Here is an 18684-nt window from a genome sequence, read left to right as displayed (position 1 = left end):
ACCGACGCCTGATGGTGACACTTGTGGCATTGGTACAGATCTCTTGATTTGAGCTCGCAAAATTTCGAACCGCCGCAATTCGGACAACTAAAACCATGCGGCCATCTAAGTCTGAATAATGAGTCTTGGCACTTATCTTCGGTCCCATATTCGGACAGGAATTCGTGAATACTCTTTCCTTTTTGAAATTGGATCATATTTTTTGCCATGCTACACCTCCATCATATCTGGATAATCTTTCACATGCCTTAAGATAAGCATGGCGGAGTAAAAATGGTAATCAAATTATTTTATAACTATTCACCAATCATTAATTCAAGCTTTTAAAAAGGCGCTTTTTTGAAAAAAAGCTTGGCAAAAAATTTTTGGCTTTGAACGCTTTTATAGTTCTTAAGTCCCAGACATAAAGTTTAGCCCCATAGCCTTGGCTCGACGTGTTTAGGCCTAATTCTGGGAACAAAAACTATGTGGCCAGAATTTGTTACTTAGAAGATACATTATTTAAAAAAAAACGTGCCTCTAATCATTTAATGATTTAAACCTTACTTCAGGAGTATTTATTTAAAGTGTCTTCATTGTGTTTTGGCCTTTTCCTGGGTGGCTAATAATCTTTTTCGATCGCACGGTGATTATCTGGAACCGGAGGCTTGTCTGTCCGATGCTTACTAAGCTGCTTGAGCTGAACTGCGCAGCTCATGAAGGAATTAAAACCGCTTGGGGATCCTCTTTTGGCAGGCGTTTTCAGGGCAATCTGCTTATAGCTACTTTTCTTTGGTCTCTCTTACTGGTTGAGGCCGCAGGACACGGATTGGTTCCTGATTCTTTTGTAAAATTCATGCCTAAAAATCATCTCGCTTCGATCAATAACGCTTTTACACTGCTTCTGATGTTCGAGGGCATAGGCCTTGCGATTGGTTTTGTAGCTTCAGTATCAGAGGCTGTTTCAAAACAGTTCGAGATATTTTCCCTGATTCTGATAAGGGACGCCTTTAAGGAAATGTCCCACCTTAACGAACCTCTTACCTGGGCAAGCGTTTCTGAGATCATTCCAAGCATGGCAGCTCTTTCATTTTCAGCCCTTGCCATATTTGTCATGATGGGATTTTTTACCAGGCTCCACATTAAAGCGCCAGTCATGAGGGATGAGCATAACAGGCGGTATTTCATCAGATCCAAAGAGCTTATTTCCATGTTTCTTCTTGTTGCATTTATCCTTATCTGCACAAATGATATGCTCGATTATTTTAGCGCAGGAGAAAACGAGACGATTTTTCATTCTTTTTTTACCCTACTTGCCTTTACTGATGTTTTAATGGTTCTTGTTTCTCTTAAATACGGTAATATGTATGCCCTTGCTTTCAGGGATTCTGCTTTTGCCGTTGCAACGGTTATGGTCAGAATGGCCCTTATGGCTCCTCCGGTTTATAGCGCCATGATCGGTATTGCCAGCTCCTTTTTCGTGGTCTGTGTTGTAATGGCATATAACAGATTCGCTCTGGAATTTCTGACTGATGAAAAAAGGGGCACAGTTAATCCATCCGCGGAATGATAGAAATTGGGACTTATAAACCCATTATTATTGATATACTGTTTCGAATAGTTGGGAGTCAAAGATGCCTCATAAAAGACAGGAACACCTTGATCTTCTTTGTAATATCGGAGAACTTGCCGGAGCCCTCGCAGGAAGCCCTGACATAGAAGACTTTCTTGATGAAACTGCAGCCATAATAGCCCGGCATATATCCGCAGATGTTTGTTCTATTTATATATATGAAGAAGCCTCTTCAGAACTTGTTCTTAAGGCCACCCACGGTCTGAAGGCCGAAGCGGTCAATAAAATCAGACTTAAAGAGGGCGAGGGAATTGTTGGTTTTGCCCTTGCCGAAGCACATGCTGTTTTTGAAATTGACGCCATCACAAATCCTCACTTCAAGTTTTTTGAGGAGGCTGGCGAAGAAAAATTTCATTCTTTCATAGCCGTTCCAATGATCAGAGGAGGCCATAAGGTTGGAGTCCTGACCGTTCAGCACGAAACCAGCGGTTTTTTCGGTGATTCGGATCTGAGGGTATTAAGGGCCACAGCTTCTCAGCTTGCCGGTGCTATTGAAAATGCAAGACTCATCATGGGGCTTTGGGGAAGGGAAGATAAGGAAGAGAAGCCTGAAATTACGGAAATTACGAGCGGTGTCATTAAGGGAGAATCGGCCTCCAAAGGTTTTGCCTTAGCTCCTATAATGATTTTTCATAAAGATATGGGCGGGCTTCTTACAAGGGATTCTTCATTAGACCCTCCATGCAGTCATGAAAGATTCATTGAGGCTGTCTCCTCGACTGAAAAGCAGCTTTCAGCCCTCCAGGAAAGTTTTTCCGAGAAATTGCCTGAAAGCGCGTCACTCATATTCAGCGCCCATTTCATGATACTTAAGGATCCGAGTTTTGTGCCTAAAATGGACGCAAAAATTTCCAATGGAATGCATCCTGCCCAGGCAATACGCGAAATAGCCGGACATTATATCAGAATTTTTTCTTCGAGTCCGGATGCTTATATAAGGGAAAAAGCAACGGATGTTGAAGATCTTGCCTGCCGGATTCTGCGTAATCTTTTCATTGGAAGAGGAGAGAGAATAGAAGGCGGAGGTCACAGGATAATCGTGGCCAGGGATCTCTTTCCTTCAGACATTCTGAAACTTTCAACTGATCAGGTTCAGGGGGTTATTCTGGTTGGAGGTGGGATGACATCCCATGTTTCCATCCTTGCAAGATCCCTCAGAATACCCGTGGTTATAGCGGAGAACCACGATCTTCTCAGAATTCATGAGGGAACCATTGTTCTCCTTGATGCTGATAACGGCAGCATATATATAAATCCTGCAGATGCGCTTATTCACGAGTATGAAATCAGAAATGCCACAAAAAAGACAATAGAGGCCATTTCAGATGAAATGCATGCCACAACCCAGACTGTCGACGGTGTCAGGATCAGGCTTCTTGCCAATATAAACCTTCTGAGCCAGCTTGACCTTGCAAAGCAGCTTAAAGCGGAAGGAATCGGGCTTTACAGAACAGAATTTCCTTTTCTGATACGATCCACTTTCCCGACAGAAGCCGAGCAGTATATTGTTTACAAACGCCTCCTTGATTCAATGCCTGACAAGGAAGTGACAATCAGAACCCTCGACGTTGGAGGTGACAAGACTTTAAGTTATTCAGACGACGGAGACGAGGTGAATCCTGAACTCGGGCTCAGATCCATAAGATTTTCGTTGACTCACAGGGATATTTTCGAGCAGCAGATCAGGGCAATACTAAGGGCCGGAGCAGAAAGGCGATGTCTGAGGATCATGTTTCCTATGATCTCTTCAATTGATGAATTTATCGAAGCAAGGCAGATTGTGTCCGATTGTGTCAGGGATCTTGGCGAGGAAGATCTTGCACATCATCATAGCCCGGAAATAGGCATGATGATTGAAATTCCATCAGTTATCGAAACAATTGATGCCTATGTAAAAGAAGCCGATTTTTTTTCCATAGGAACCAATGACTTCATCCAGTACATGCTTGCCGTGGACAGAAGAAACAAGAAGGTAGCAGGCTACTACAGGGCTTATCATCCGGCGGTTTTAAGGGCCTTGTCAAGGATTGTGAAGGCAATAAACGAGGCTGGCAAATCCGTTTCCGTATGTGGTGAAATGGCCCACGAACCCGAATATATCCCTTTTCTTCTGGGAATAGGCGTCAAATCACTAAGCATTGACCCACAGTTTATGCCATCTGTCCAGAAACAGGTCATGTCAATCAATATGGCTGATCTGAAGATTTTTTCAGAAGGAATTCTTGCTGAAAGTTCTGTGGGAGGGGTCAAGAAAGTGCTTGATAGATTTCTTGCCTCATGAAAGATTTGATTATTCTGGGCATGTAGTTGGAGAGTTTTTTACAAAAAGATTACCAACTGCATGCAGTCCAAAAATCATTCATTCTTTAGTGTCCAATGTTTATAAGGAACATAGTCTTTTTGTTTGAAGGCAGTTTGTTTTAATTGACCTCTGACTCTTGTCAATGCTAATTGATTTATCCAGTATATGAATTACACTTGTCAATTATCTGCCGATAATCCTGATGGTGTGTTTGTTCGTTTAAAAACATCTGTTTTCAGATAAAAGATATTTTCATGACACTTTCAAAAATACCGGCTCGAAGAATAATGTATCTGCAGAAATCAGTTTTGCTTATAACGTTGGTCATGGCTTTATTTTCGTCAGGAAAAACAGGTAATGCCGCTGAAATCAATGATGACCTGGGTTCTGCCCTTAAAAAAAGGCTGGAATGCTCGCCGCAAGCTCTCATCAATTTTGAAAGGCCTGATACTGCGCTTGTTTCACGTGATGCATGTCTGGCCCTTATCTATCATAATAAGGGACTTAATCCTTTATGGGTAACAAGTGACGGGCCGGACAGGAAAGCTTCGACCGCAGTTGAAATTATGAAAAAGTCAGATGAGGAAGGTCTTGATCCTGGTGATTATGAGATACCAAGGATTTCCGAGCTGTGGAGTTCTCGTAAGCCGGATGCTCTTGCCGAACTAGATACCCTGATAACCTATAATCTGGTTAGATATATTCACGATGTGAGCCGCGGTCAGATCAAGATTCGTTTTGCAAAGCCCAATAATATGACTCCTGAAGCCGAAGATGGACGCTTTAACCCCCTTGAAGCCATTGAAAGCGCACTTTCTTCACCTGATATTTCTGCCTATCTGTATGGGATAGCTCCATCCCATCAGCATTACTCAAGTTTAAAAGAGGCGCTCAAAAAATACAGGGAAATTGAAAAACAGGGCGGGTGGCAGGCTGTAAAAACAGGCAACAAAATCAATCCTGGTGACCAGGATAGCCGTATCCCTTCAATAATCAAGAGACTTTCGGTTACTGGTGATTTTGACACAAAAAGCAAGGGCGTTTCCACGACCCATTATGATTCCACCCTTAAGGAAGCTGTAATCAGGTTTCAGACAAGGCATGGCCTTGAGCCGGATGGAGTCATTGGCGCAGGCACGGTTGATGTTATGAACATCCCTGTTTCCTCGTCCATAAGGCAGATAAAGATAAACATGGCGAGATGGCGCTGGAGGAAGCATTTTCTTGGTGAAAAATACCTTATGGTAAACGTAGCCAATTTCGATCTGAAAGCTTATGAAAAAGGAAACATAGTCTTGGATTTTCCTGTTATTGTGGGTAGGACTGACTATCAGACTCCACTTTTAAGCAGCCAGCTTTCTTTCATCGATTTTAATCCTTTCTGGAATGTTACGGCAAGTATTGCTTCAAAAGAAGAGCTGAACAATATAAAAAAGAATCCCGGATATTTTCAAAAAAAGCATATCAGGGTGTTTTCAGGCTGGGGGCCGGATGCTTATGAAATTTCTCCAGGGACAATTGACTGGAATAATGTGACCCAGCAGAGAATGGCTCAGTACAAGCTTCGCCAGGATCCCGGAGGGTGGAATGCCCTTGGAAAGATCAAATTTATGTTTCCGAATAACCATGATGTGTACATGCATGACACCCCTACAAAACCACTGTTTTCAAGGACTGTAAGGGCTTTCAGTCATGGCTGCATAAGGCTTGGCAAACCCCTTGATCTTGCATTTTTTGTTCTTAAGGATCAATCCGAAAAATGGCCCAAGGAAAAAATAGAGAAAATGTATGCAGGAAGCAAGCGTGGGACAGTAAATATTGCATCCCACATACCTGTTCATATTACCTATCAAACATCTTGGGTTGACAAAAACGGAATAATTTATTTTAACAGAGATATTTATAATCTGGATAAAAATATAAGCAAGGCTCTGTTTGGTGAATAACCGGGCCCAATTTAACGTTTTACGCACTTAAAAAAGAGATTAGCTTTATGGTCGAATTAAACAAACGTCAATTTCTGATTGCCTCGGCACAGACAGTTGGAGGGTTGATGTTCTTTCCCCCGTTAAAGAGCTGGGGCGCGGTGAGTAAAAAAAATCCGCTTTCCTTTTATAATACGCATACAGGCGAGTATTTAAAAATTCTTCACGCCACAGGCAAATGTCCTTCCACTGTACAGAAAAAAATCAACGCATTCCTAAGAGACTACCGAACCGGTGATACACATCCTATAGATCCTTTTCTTCTGGACATAATGACCAAAATCAAAAAAATGAGCGGAAGCAAAGGCACCATTGAAGTCATATCCGGTTACCGTTCTCCTTTAACCAACAAAATCATGCATGAAAACAGCAGCGGAGTGGCCAAGAAGAGTCTTCACATGAAAGGCCAGGCCATTGATATCAGGATAGACGGGATGCCCACAAAAAAGCTTCATGATCTGGCCGTATCGCTTCGCCTTGGTGGCGTGGGGTATTATCCTGAGTCTGATTTCGTTCATCTGGATACAGGTGATTTCAGAACCTGGTAATCTATGGTGGCTGCTTTCCCGGATGGGGCAATCTTTTCAATTTTAATATATTCAGGTGCGCGACAAATCACGCACCTGATCGAATTTTTTTATCCTGATTATCAGGGTGGTAGATTATTTCCAGGCAATCTTTACATCATCACGAGGAGGCATGCGGCGGTATTTGAGTTTGGGAATCCCAAGCATTACCGAAGCGTGTATCTGACAACCCTTTGGCAGATCAAGCGCTTTTTGTAATGGTGGCCAGAATGTCGATGCTATATTGAAAAATCCTGCCCAGCATGTTCCAAGACCCCAGGAAGGAGCCGAAAGCTCAAGGTACGCCATTGCTGTGGCGCAGTCGATTGCGCCGGTTGGGGCTGCTTTTGGCGCATAAGCCACAACGAGATGCGGAGCTTTTCTGCAAATTGGATCCATGCCCATCTCGTATCCTGCCACAACCATATCAAGGTGAAGCTGGGCGGACAGATCAGGCTGCTCCTTGATCATATAACGCATCCAGTCAGCCACCATGCCGGTAAGCTCCCTGACCTTTTCAGTGTCATGTATTACGAGCCAGTGGACAGAACGCGAGTTATGGCCTGTCTGGCCTGCTGAGGCTGCTTTAAGTATGGAATCTATCTTTTCCTTTTCAACGGATTCATTTTTGTAAACCCTTATGGATCTTCTGTACCTTATTATATGTTCCATCTGTTCCTGGGAAGGAACTAATTCCGGCTTGATTTCATAACATTTTTCCGGAGAGATGGACTCTATGGTAATTGCTCCTGTAGGGCAAATTGAAACGCAGTGGCCGCATTTGATGCACATCTCTTCTCCGCCTGGTACCGGAACAGGCACACTGTTTTTGTCTGGCATTTGAAAAATGGACATTGGACAGTCCATAACGCACAAGCCATCTTTTACGCATTTTTCCGCGTCTATGCTGAAAAAACTCATTACCATCTCCTTGAATTAGGTTTATTATTATGATTATTTTTTACAAGGCGACTTTATTTATATTTAGTTTTTAAATTAATACAAGATTGTTTGAGATAAAAGTATAGGTGTTGCCCTTGGAATAAAATCAATGGCCAAAAAATTGTGCTTTGGGATATATTTGATGGTCTCGCAAAAACTCAAAAAAATGCGTCGGTCATGCCGGACTCGATCCGGCATCTTTGTATTTTCAGACACTTCTATATTCAGGCCTACGCCGGAATGTCGATAATCTGACTATTTGCGACCTTGTCATATTTGAAAATAGAATAATAATTGCAGTTTGTCTTTAAAATCAAGTGATTAATGCTATATTTAATAGTATATAGTGCGAAAAGTTTAGGCGCAGTCTTCAGGTAATTCTTTTATTGCCGGTTAAGATGAGTTTTGAATTGCCGATTATGATAATAAAAAATTGAAATATCAATCCATTAATTCATCAGGAGATTAAAATGAAAACCAGAATATTTATGATCATTGCCTCTCTGTTTGTGATACTTTCCGGATGTTCGGGAAGTTCGTCCTCATCGGACGGAGACGGGACCGGAAAGGTGACTTTCAGTCTAAAGGATGCTCCGGCTGAATCTTACAAGGCTGTTTATGTTAGTGTCGCAAGGGTTGAAGTACAAAAGAACAGTTCCTCGGACGGAAGTGCTGGAACCTGGATCACGGTGTCCACTCCCCAGAAGACGTATAACCTTCTTGAACTCGTTAATGGAGCAAAGTCTGTACTTGGAAGCTATGAACTTGAAGATGGGGCTTATGGGCAGATACGGCTGATTCTTTCAGATAGCCCTGACACCGGGAAAAACATAAACGGAGAAAACCATCCTTATCCTAATTACGTAATTGATTCAGAAGGTGTTGTTCACAAACTGAAAGTGCCAAGCGGATATCAAAGCGGAATCAAGATAGTCGGAGGCTTCTCTGTTAATGGCCAGGATTTTGAAATACTCCTTGATTTTGATGCCGCTGCTTCTGTTGTGAAGGCAGGCAACAGCGGACAATGGCTGTTAAAGTCTGTCATAAAATCAATTGTTGTAACAGATAGCGGCCGAATTACAGGTGTTGTTAAGGATCCCAACGGAAATCCTGTAGAAGATGTGCTTGTGTCGGTTCAAAAAAGTGGATCGGCCTATCCTGAAATAGTTGCGAGTTCTGAAACGGATGACGATGGAAAATATTCCATAGATGTGCCTTCAGGATCATATACACTCGTTTTTTCTGATGAAGATTATCGCTCCGCGTGCGAGGCTGTTTCAATATCAGCTAACACAACCTCCATAAAAAATTTCTCGCTGAGTTATTCAGCCAAAGGAGTTATTGCAGGTGCTTTAAGTATTGCCGGAATGACATCAGATGCTTCTGTTACGCTTCATTTTTTGACAGCTTCCCCTTGCTCGGGGACTTCTTTAATTGAAGTCGGCGCCCTTAACATAGTAAATAGAGGAGAAGGGGAAATAGAGCTTCCTGAAGGAACTTATCTCGTATACTATGTCCATCCTGAAACAGGCGCATCAGGAAATCTTGAGCCAATGGTCGTAAACGCTGGTTCTGAAACCATATTTGAAATAGATCTATAGTTGACGAGGCCGCAAAAAGTCCGATTACCGTCATTCCGGCGCAGGCCGGAATCCAGAAGTGGCTCAAATTACTGGACGCCGGATCAAGTCCGGCATGACGCTAAAGCCATTTTTCAACTTTTTGCGAGTCCGTCATAGTTCATAAAGGCATGGCTGAAACTTGAAAATGTTTTTCAGCCATGCCTGATAAATATTTTTAGACTTTCACCCAAAAATGGACTCAGATTCCAATATTAGTCCATAAAGTTCTGCCGAATGGTTGGGGAGGGATAAGATCCTTAATTCACTTTAACGAAGTAGCCCGATGCATTTGCGCTTTCATCACGCCCTGTCTACCCTGTGCTTTTTTGGACCAGTAACAGTTCTTCTTTTAATGGCTGGCTTAGTTCCGGGCAGAAAAACCTTCTGATCCTCTTTTTCCTCGTTTCTTCTGAAAAAAATGGCCACATGGCCTATCATGCCAGCCAGTTCTGCGCCTGTTGATTTTTCGATCTCAAGATTGATCTGTTCTTTTTGTTCTTTTTCCTTAAAGCTGTTGAATTTGACCTTAATCAGTTCATGATCATTAAGTGTCTGATCAATACTTTTGATTACCTGCTCAGTTAGTCCATTGTGGCCAATTAGAACTAGAGGATTCAAATCGTGGGCCAACCCCCTGAGATATTTTTTTTGAAAACTTGTCAGTTTATTCATGTTTTTTCTATACCTTATTATTTATGAAAGATGCCTTCTATAATTTTTGTTCGTTCTTGGCAAGAGAGTTTATTCGAGATGATGGAATCAATGTGTTTTTTATCAGTCACAGGGTGATTTCATTTCCGTCATCAATACAGATTCTGTTTCTTCCGTTTCTTTTTGCCTTGTAAAGCATTTCATCCGCTTTTTTTAGCAGGGATTCAGGTCTTTCAAGTGACGAGGGGATTGTAGTTGCTATACCCATGCTGAAAGTTACTTTTCCTGCCGGATTCATGGAGTGGGGGATATTGAATGCATTAATATTCTCGTTTACCTTTTTGGCCACAAAAATTGCCCCCTCCCTGTCTGTTTCAGGGAAAAGTATCACAAATTCCTCTCCGCCATATCTTGCGACAAGATCATACGGACGTCTTGCAGAAACAGACATTGCCGTTGCTATTTTTCTGAGACATTCATCTCCCGCCGGATGACCGTAAATGTCATTGAACTGTTTAAAAAAATCAACGTCAAGTATGGCAACTGTTAATGTTTTTGAAGTTCTCAAACTTCTGAGCCATTCCTTGTTAATCGTATTGTCAAAAAATCTCCTGTTTGCTATTCCTGTCATTGAGTCAAGGTTGGCCATGCTCCTTAGTTTCTTGTTTGCTTCAAGAAGGCTTTTTGTATATGCATTGATGATCTTCTCCTGCTTGAGCCTGTTATTGACCATTACATTCGCGTGTTCACCTAACAGCTTTAGTTCATAAAATTCGAGGCTTGAAGTATCAATATGCTCATAGTTTGTGCCGGCTTTTTTGAAGAATGCAAAAAAAGACCTAAAACCCTTGAGCATTTTATGCTTGAAATACTGACCGAGTGATATCGAGAAAAGAACAATAAAAACAAGAATCCCGGCAAGCCAGAACATCTCTTTGATCAGATCGGATTTGATTTCCTTTTTTCTTTCCGAAACGTATTGTTTCATATTTTCGATCTCAACACCGGAAATGATATACCAGCCCCATGGCTCAAACGGTTTAACAAAACCAAGATAACGAGTCATTGAGTTGTCGGAGGCATTGATAATATTGTACTCACTATAGCTTCCTTCAGATGCTATCTCATTATTCGAAATGTGCTTACTGATGCTTTTTTGATCAGTTTTTATTAATGTCCCTTTTTTTGAGCCTATTGCGTGGGTGTTGCTGATTATATTTCCTGATCCATCCATTATAATGACATGACGGTTGGTTGAAAACTCCATGTCCGAGAAGATCTCAAGAACATCTTCTTTGATCTGGCCCTCGATTTCATCAAGATACACCCCTGTCCCTATGACCCATCCAATGGCTTCAACAGTGTCGATATAAGAAATCTTGACATATGTCTGGGCTGTAGGGTCATCAAGCTTTGGGGCGATGTAGGTTAAATATCCGTTTTTCTGTTTTTTGCCTAATTCTACTATCTGGGGTACAAGGGATGTCCCATGGACATCCTTGAGAAGAGGAAGACCTGTTTTTTCTTTTGACGGATCAGGCGGATAGACAACCGCCATCCCTGTGTTTTTGTCCACTGCAAAAAAGTAACCTGCTGTTTCTGTTTCGATTCTGAGGCTTCTGAGTAAATTTCTTGCTATCTCATTCAGTTTATCAGGGTTGTTGATTAAGATTTTTTCATCTTGGAGGAAAGTTAGAACTGATTTTGCCCTGGCTACCCGTTTTTTTAAGATTGATCTGGCCGATTCGATTGTCTGTTTTTTTCTTGAATCAATGAAAGCCGTTAAGCCTTCGCTCCTGCTTTTCAGCTCGATTCTGATTTCTGACAGATAGCTTGATTCTATTCCGTCCAGTTCATCCGACATCATGAAATAGTCATTAATGAACAGATATATACCGGTTGGCAGCATGACAAAAAAAACGATCAGGGCTGACATTATTACAGGGATGTTGGAAGCTCTTTTCTTAAGTACCATGTCTGCATATCCTGTTTTTTTATGCAGTTTATCCTAATAAACAGATGATTAGATAATGGATTTGTTCGCTTGCAAGTTTGTACTGGTATTAAGGCGCTCACCCGGAAATAATTAAAACCGGGCGAGTCTTTGTGGGATCTGTGCTTTTTTAAGCTTTACTTCCGGAAGTATAGAACAAGGCTTTTGCCCATGACCGGATTCAGGAGTCTGTCCAGAAGCTTCGTTATGGCGGGTTTTTTCATGATATCCCACACAAGAAACCTGTGATAAAGCTCTACTGACGGAACTCCTTGCTTTGTCGGGCCGAAAAAACATTTAAGCCACCAGTAAGGCGAATGAAGACTGTGGGCATGATGTGACCCTATATATTCTAAACCAAGGGATGTGAATTTATCTTTTATCTGATTTTTTTTATATATTCTCACATGGCCCTGATTCGCATTGAAATAATCGTCCGAAAGCGCCCAGCATATTCTTTCCGGCCAGAATCTTGGTACGCTGACAGCGAGAATGCAGCCCGGTTTGATGATTCGTGCCAGTTCTTCTGCTGCCTTTGAATCATCAGGAATATGCTCCATTACCTCTGAGCAGATGACGGCGTCAAAAAACGAATCCCTGAAAGGAAGACCAGTTATATCTGCGGTTGTCAGGCCCCATGTGCCGCCTCCATGAAAACCTAAGTCATCATGGTATTCCAGTCTTTTTTTTGCTTCTGTAAGATCCGAAAAGCTCAGGTCAGCGCCTATGGCCGTCACTTTTTCATGCTGATAGGCAGCTGCGGTATGCCTTCCTGGACCGCTTCCGATATCAAGTATTCTAAATCCGGGTTTTATTCCAAGACGATTAAACTCTACCGTAATCACTCATTACCTCTCTGTATGTTTTAACGACATTCTCGGCGGCTTTTTTCCAGGTGAAGTTTTCAATCACTCTCCTGTAACCGGCTTCTCCAAGAGCTTTTGCTCTTTTGGGGTCGTCCATGAGTCTTATTATGGCGTCCGCGATTGCCTCGGGATCGGCAGGCGGGACTATTTCAGCAGCATCACCAGCAACTTCAGGAAGCGCTCCGCCTGTTGTCGTGATGACAGGAACTGCGCATGCCATTGCTTCACCCACAGGAAGTCCGAAACCCTCATAAAGCGATGGAACCACTGCCATGGATGCTTTTGCATATTCCCTGACAAATTCCTCATTGCTTATTCTGCCAGTGAATCTGACAAGATGGGCTATTTTAAGCGTTTTAATAAGTTTTACAATACCGCCGTCTTTTTTGGGAGTACCAATTACAATAAGTTTTACCTTTCTTTTTTTTGAGACCATTTCTACGGCCTGAAGAAGGTAATAAAGTCCTTTAAGGGCAGTGTCGGCACTGTTTGTGACAATTATGCGTCCTGGTTCTCTCGGTATATGGGGAAGGGGATAGAAAAGCTCCGTATTGATCCCGTTCGGTACAACGTCAAATTTATTTTTGGGAATCCTGTAGGCCCGACTGATATCATCCCTGGAAAATTCTGAAACAGTAATGATTTTAGGAAGTCTTCGTGATACTCTTTTCTGCATTCCTATGAAAGAGTACCATCTTATATGCTTGAACTTCTTCCATATAGAGGACACGCTCTGTACAGCGAGCTTTCTGTCAACTGTCATGGGGTGATGTATGGTTGCAACTGTCGGTATGCGTCTGCTGATTGCCCATATTCCGTAAGACAGACACTGATTGTCATGTACTATATCGTATTTGTCGAATTTATCCCTAAGATGAACATAGGCCCTGAGACCAAATGAAAATGGTTCGGAATAGCCCATGGTTGAAATGCCAAGCCATTCCATGAAATTTATCGGTTGTTTCAACTCCTCAAACGAAGGAGTTCTAAAAAGGTCATTCGGATTATATAGATCCAGGGTAGTTATTTTGGTGATTGATATATCATCGTGCAGAAGTGGATCCGGTGGCCCTGCAATGACGTCAACATCATGCCCCAGATCCTTGAGAGCCCTGCTCAGATTTCTGATATAAACGCCCTGTCCGCCGCAGTGGGGATTGCTGCGGTAACTGATGAGGCATATTTTTAAAGGTCTTTCTGGTACGGAATTCATACTTTTACCTGATTTTACAAGAAAATATCGCCCTGAAATATATATTCAAGGCATGGGAAAACAGCATTATCGTTAAATTCATCATTTATTCAAGGGTTTTTTGTCTGTATTTTGTATGGCCCTAAAATTGTTGGAATTACCATTTCAGGAATAATCTTATCATTTAACTAAAGCAAACTATAAATTGACTTTTTTTTTGAGATGTCAGAAAACGTACTCAAATCTTCATTTGTTAACATTGCTTATATGGATTTTGGGCGATCTTTAATTATTATGGAAAAAAAATATATAGCAGCAATTGATCAGGGCACAACAAGCACGCGGTTTGTGATCTTTGACAGGAATTCGAACATAATTTCTTCTTCCCAGATGGAGCATGGCCAGATTTATCCCAGGCCTGGTTGGGTTGAACACGATCCTGAAGAGATAATTCGGAATATTATTACGGTTATGGCAGATGCCCTTAAAAAAGGATCGATTAACCCTTTATCCATAGCTGCAATTGGTGTCACAAATCAGAGAGAAACTGTGGTTATGTGGGACAAGACCACAGGAAAACCTCTATATAATGCCATAGTCTGGCAGGACACCAGAACCGGCGATTTGTGCAAAAGAATCGCAAAAGACTCTGGTATAGACAGATTCCGCATAAAGACCGGGCTTCCTATTGCACCTTATTTTTCAGGACCGAAAATCAGATGGATGATTGATAATGTCGATTCAGTTATCGATGCCGTATCAAATGGGAATGCCCTTGCAGGTACAATTGATTCGTGGATCATCTGGAATCTTACCGGAGGAGCAAACGGCGGAGTTCATGTGACGGATGTTACAAACGCAAGCCGTACCCTTCTTATGAATCTTGAGACCCTTGACTGGGATCCTGAAATGCTTCTTGAAATCGAAATTCCCAGGAGTGTTCTTCCTGAAATAAGATCTTCAAGCGAGGTATATGGTCATATATCTGAGGATTTCCCTTGCCATGCTCTGCCTATATCAGGTGCGCTTGGAGATCAGCAGGCCGCGCTTTTTGGCCAGACGTGCTTTTCTCCGGGAGAGGCCAAAAATACATACGGAACTGGCTGCTTTCTTCTGATGAACACTGGGAGCAGAATAGTTCATTCAAAACACGGAATGCTTACGACCCTTGCCTATAAAATAGGAGACGCTGACCCTGTATATGCCCTTGAAGGATCAATCGCCATAGCAGGATCTCTTGTCCAGTGGTTCAGGGATAATTTCGGGCTTATAATCACGGCATCTGATATTGAAACTCTGGCGTCGACTGTTGAGAACAGCGGCGGAATCTATATTGTTCCGGCTTTTTCAGGCCTTTTTGCTCCAAGATGGAGAAGCGATGCGCGGGGAGTCGTTGTCGGTCTGACCCACTATATTACGAAGGCTCACATGGCAAGGGCAATTCTTGACGCATGCGCTTATCAGACGAGGGAGATTTTTGAGGCCATGATTGAAGATTCCGGGATTACCCTTAAAAAGCTCAAAGTTGATGGCGGAATGGTGGCGAACAAACTTCTCATGCAGTTTCAGGCAGATATTCTTGCTACTGAAGTTGTTGCCCCTGAAATGTCCGAGACAACAGTACTCGGTGCAGCATACGCAGCCGGACTGTCCACTGGCTTCTGGCAAGATGTCGAGAGCTTGAGAGCAAACTGGAAACAGGGAAAGGTTTGGAAGCCAGCCATGGAAACGTCCGCAGTTAAAAAACTCTATTCAGGCTGGCTTAAGGCTGTTGAAAGATCTTATGGATGGGCTGAAGACTGATTCCCCTCATTAAGATAGCTCTGTGTGTGAAAAGACCGGATGCCGGAGCAAGTCCGGCACCGTACGTGGATTTTTTAATAATTTTATTTCCATATTTTCAGTATGGTTGGTTGGCCAGAAAAATGAAGATTCCGAAAATAATGAAAATTTTATTTTTCAAGCATTTGCCATAATCACAAATTCTTTGCAGAGCTTGTTTTTTATAAACGATCCGCCAGTGGCTTTGGTCTTTACATCATTTTCACGGCTTCAGCAGCCATGAATTCAACGACCTCGGATATTGACATATTGGTAGAGTCAACCACCACTGCGTCATCCGCCTGCTTTAGCGGTGCAATCGCCCTGTTTCTGTCATTTTCATCCCTTGTTCTTATATCTTCCCTGATTTCATCAAGGGGATGAGTTCCTCCAAGATCACCAAAGCGCCTCATAGCCCTTGCTTCAATATCTGCATCAAGGAAGAATTTGAGATCTGCGTTTGGAAAAACAACGGTTCCCATGTCGCGGCCTTCAAAAACAGCTTCTTTTTCGTTTCCAAGATTTTTTTGAAGATCAAGAAGGAATTCTCTAACTGCCGGCATGGCTGAAATTTTTGATGCAGCCATTGATACTTCAGGCGATCGTACAAATTCTGTTATGTCTTTGTGTCCATTTAAAATTTTGGGGCTGCCGTTTGCTTCTGTCTTCAGTTTTATGTCAAGCTTAGGAAAAATTTTTTCAAGAGCATTGGAATCATCCTGCGGAATGTTTCTTGAAATCGCTTCAAATGCTATGGCCCTGTATAGAGCGCCTGTATCCACGTATTTGTATCCGAGCCTTGCAGCAAGGGATCTGCTGACCGTCGTTTTTCCGGCTCCGGCAGGGCCGTCTATTGTAATGAGAAGTTTTTTCACTTAAGAACCTTTTTCAGAGCTTCGATGAATTTTTCGTTTTCAGGTCTTGTGCCTGCGTTTACGCGTATGCATGTCGGGAATCCGTAAGATGCCATTGCTCTAATGATCACGCCTTCTCTCAGCATCAGGTTGAAGATTTCATATGCGTCACGGCCAAGCTCGATCAGGAAGAAATTTGCCTGGGATCTGTGATATTTGAGACCCATTTCTCCGATTTTTTCATAAAGAAACTCAAGCTCTGTCTGAATCAGGTTAACGCTTTTATCGAGAAAATCCTTGTCATCAAGGGCTGCTAATGCGCCTGCCTGGGCAGGGATGCTTGCGTTGAAAGGCTGTCTTATCCTGTGCAGAACAAGGGCAAGTTCCTTTGACATTACTCCGTATCCGATTCTAAGCCCCGCAAGGCCGTATGCCTTTGAAAATGTCCTTAAGGCAACAAGTCTTCCGCTATCTATGTATTCCTTTGCCGCTGTTGTAAACTGTCTGTCTTTTGAGACGAACTCAACATAAGCTTCATCCATTATTACAAGAATATTTTCAGGCAGTTTTGCAAGAAAGCTGTCAAGATCGTTTTTTTCTATCCATGCGCCGGTAGGATTATTGGGATTAGTGATGAAAACCATCCTGGTTTTTTCATTAATCTTTTCCAGCATGCCTTCAAGGTCAAGGCTGAGGTCGGCATTTAAGGGAACATAAACTGGAAAAGCGCCCCTTGCCTTTACCATTATTTCATACATTAGAAACGACTGGCATGCCATTACAGCCTCATCGCCTGGTTCAAGCAGTGCTCCTGTTAGCATTCCGATAACATCGTCAGAACCGTTTCCAAGAACCACGCATTCTGGATCAACACCAAGCATTGCGCCAATTTTTTTTGTAAGAAAAAAACCGCCTCCGTCAGGATATCTGTGGAGAACGCTGAGGGATTCAGTTATCGCTTTGATTGCAGCAGGTGATGCTCCAAGAGGGTTTTCATTGGACGCCAATTTTACGGAATTCTTGATCCCAAGTTCCCTTTCCAATTCCTCAATGGGCTTTCCAGGTACATATGGTTTTATTTCGGCAATGTGGCCGGGCACATATACAGCCATTCCAGGCTCCTTTCCTTAATTATATGCTGAATTTTAAGTAAAAATGCTTACTATTCCTTCAATTCTATTTTGTCAATCATGCTTTATTATAGCAAATTATGGAATATATGAAGTATGTTTGAGTCAGATTATTGTTTTGAGCGGTTATTATATACTGTATATCTTCACAAATTGAAGTTTTCAAAATAGTTCCTTCTCCATCGTTTCGGATAAGAAGGCTGGGATGTGGTAGCTGAAAACAGATCAATTTTAACCTGACTATCTCCCAAAACAGAAGATGGTGATAAAAAGCTAAAGCCTTTGCCCGATACTCTTGATCCTTGTTTTATAAAGAGTCTTGTGTTTAAATAGCAGATCCTGGGTCATCGAGGATGATTATGTTTTTTATTGTTTTTAAACAATAACCCTTCAAGGATTTCATCATGACCGCTATCAAATCTTACTACAGCATTCCTGAAATGGCAAAAATGTGTGGTGTCAGCCGCAGTACTTTGTTGGGCTGGGTTAAATCAGGATATATCAAAGCTGTTGTAACTCCAGGAGGCCACCACAGAATTCTTCAGGATGAAGTTGACAGGGTTTTTGCGGGCAAGAATGCGGGAGCATCAGTTTCAAAGGGCACAAAGACGGTTCTTATTGTCGATGATGAGCCTCAGCTGCTCAAGTTGATCAAAGGATGGCTTTCGATTAAAGATTTGCACATCGAAACGGCCCAGGATGGATTTGACGCCGGAATTAAACTTCTCAACAACAGACCTCATCTTGTTATTCTTGATTTGTTCATGCCTGGTATGGACGGGTTTGAAGTATGCAGAACAATAAAACAGGACCCGGATTTTTCACAAACCAAGGTTCTGGCATTAACAGGTTTTGATACTCCCGAAAATAAAAGAATGATAATGGGAATGGGCGCTGATGCCTACCTTGCAAAGCCCATGGATTCCCGCAGCCTTTGGGAGCAGGTTGAAACTCTATTAGAAAAAACCGAATAAATTATTCATGCTTGATGAAGTTTGATGGACTCGCAAAAAATCAAAAAAGGGATCCGGCATCCAGTTATTTCAGATGCTTCTGGATTCCAGCATGCGCCGTAATGACGTAAATCGGACTTTTTACGACCTTGCCAAGATTAGCCAAAAACTTATCTTTTTTTGTGTGAGATGATT

The 18684-nt window shown here is 42.2% G+C and carries 15 protein-coding genes; 7 read left to right on the top strand and 8 right to left on the bottom strand.

The features are described 5' to 3' along the window. Window positions 1-209: transposase (locus K245_RS27305; RefSeq protein ID WP_027359792.1), on the bottom strand; the 209-nt coding region annotated here is incomplete at its 3' end. A gap of 449 nt (window positions 210-658) precedes the next feature. Here K245_RS27305 and K245_RS24615 point away from each other — a divergent pair. The 4 genes from K245_RS24615 (at window position 659) to K245_RS0114215 (ending at window position 6447) form a co-directional block, all read left to right on the top strand. Then, a complete protein-coding gene (locus K245_RS24615) occupies window positions 659-1549 on the top strand; it encodes a hypothetical protein (RefSeq protein WP_051284152.1) in 891 nt (296 codons plus the stop codon). Between the two features lie 64 nt (window positions 1550-1613). Next, the gene (gene ptsP, locus K245_RS0114225) at window positions 1614-3893 is read left to right on the top strand and encodes a phosphoenolpyruvate--protein phosphotransferase (protein WP_027359791.1); all 2280 of its coding nucleotides are present in this window, start codon (window positions 1614-1616) and stop codon (window positions 3891-3893) included. 275 nt (window positions 3894-4168) lie between these two features. Continuing rightward, window positions 4169-5860, top strand: a complete 1692-nt coding sequence (locus K245_RS0114220) for a L,D-transpeptidase family protein (protein WP_051284151.1) — start codon at window positions 4169-4171, stop codon at window positions 5858-5860. A gap of 47 nt (window positions 5861-5907) precedes the next feature. Further along, entirely contained in the window at window positions 5908-6447 is a 540-nt protein-coding gene (locus tag K245_RS0114215; protein ID WP_027359789.1) for a YcbK family protein, read from the top strand. Window positions 6448-6561: 114 nt separating this feature from the next. On the opposite strand, the gene K245_RS0114210 is transcribed toward K245_RS0114215, so the two are convergent. Beyond that, complete coding sequence (locus tag K245_RS0114210; RefSeq protein ID WP_027359788.1) at window positions 6562-7386, bottom strand: nitroreductase family protein; 825 nt, start codon at window positions 7384-7386, stop codon at window positions 6562-6564. Between the two features lie 491 nt (window positions 7387-7877). Between K245_RS0114210 and K245_RS26745 the strand changes: the two genes are divergently transcribed. Next, on the top strand, window positions 7878-9008 hold the full coding sequence (locus K245_RS26745) for a DUF4382 domain-containing protein (protein WP_051284150.1): 1131 nt from the start codon (window positions 7878-7880) through the stop codon (window positions 9006-9008). Window positions 9009-9329: 321 nt separating this feature from the next. Here K245_RS26745 and yhbY read toward each other — a convergent pair whose 3' ends face one another. The 4 genes from yhbY to K245_RS0114185 form a co-directional block, all read right to left on the bottom strand. Continuing rightward, window positions 9330-9701, bottom strand: coding sequence for a ribosome assembly RNA-binding protein YhbY (gene yhbY / locus K245_RS24605; RefSeq protein WP_084156307.1), 372 nt, complete (start codon window positions 9699-9701; stop codon window positions 9330-9332). 106 nt (window positions 9702-9807) lie between these two features. Continuing rightward, window positions 9808-11655 (bottom strand): sensor domain-containing diguanylate cyclase, encoded by a 1848-nt coding sequence (locus K245_RS26740; protein WP_051284149.1) that lies wholly within the window; start codon window positions 11653-11655, stop codon window positions 9808-9810. 155 nt (window positions 11656-11810) lie between these two features. Further along, window positions 11811-12518, bottom strand: coding sequence for a class I SAM-dependent methyltransferase (locus tag K245_RS0114190; protein ID WP_027359787.1), 708 nt, complete (start codon window positions 12516-12518; stop codon window positions 11811-11813). Continuing rightward, window positions 12499-13752 carry a glycosyltransferase family 4 protein gene (locus K245_RS0114185; RefSeq protein ID WP_027359786.1) on the bottom strand — a complete coding sequence of 418 codons (1254 nt, stop codon included), beginning with the start codon at window positions 13750-13752 and terminating at the stop codon, window positions 12499-12501. Before K245_RS0114185 ends, K245_RS0114190 begins: the two co-directional genes overlap by 20 nt. 273 nt (window positions 13753-14025) lie before the next feature. Here K245_RS0114185 and glpK point away from each other — a divergent pair, with 273 nt between their 5' ends. After that, complete coding sequence (gene glpK, locus K245_RS0114180; RefSeq protein ID WP_027359785.1) at window positions 14026-15534, top strand: glycerol kinase GlpK; 1509 nt, start codon at window positions 14026-14028, stop codon at window positions 15532-15534. Between the two features lie 230 nt (window positions 15535-15764). On the opposite strand, the gene cmk is transcribed toward glpK, so the two are convergent. Both cmk and hisC read right to left on the bottom strand, forming a co-directional pair. Further along, on the bottom strand, window positions 15765-16427 hold the full coding sequence (gene cmk / locus K245_RS0114175) for a (d)CMP kinase (RefSeq protein ID WP_027359784.1): 663 nt from the start codon (window positions 16425-16427) through the stop codon (window positions 15765-15767). Then, a complete protein-coding gene (gene hisC, locus K245_RS0114170; protein ID WP_027359783.1) occupies window positions 16424-17518 on the bottom strand; it encodes a histidinol-phosphate transaminase in 1095 nt (364 codons plus the stop codon). The genes cmk and hisC overlap by 4 nt, the downstream gene beginning before the upstream one ends. Before the next feature lie 422 nt (window positions 17519-17940). Here hisC and K245_RS24595 point away from each other — a divergent pair, with 422 nt between their 5' ends. After that, a complete protein-coding gene (locus K245_RS24595; RefSeq protein ID WP_035277311.1) occupies window positions 17941-18510 on the top strand; it encodes a response regulator in 570 nt (189 codons plus the stop codon). Window positions 18511-18684: the final 174 nt, after the last annotated feature.

It is taken from the genome of Desulforegula conservatrix Mb1Pa, from assembly GCF_000426225.1.
GTDB classification, from domain to species: domain Bacteria; phylum Desulfobacterota; class Desulfobacteria; order Desulfobacterales; family Desulforegulaceae; genus Desulforegula; species Desulforegula conservatrix.
Note: the sequence above shows the minus strand (reverse complement) of the source record. Positions and strands in the feature narration are given on the sequence as shown.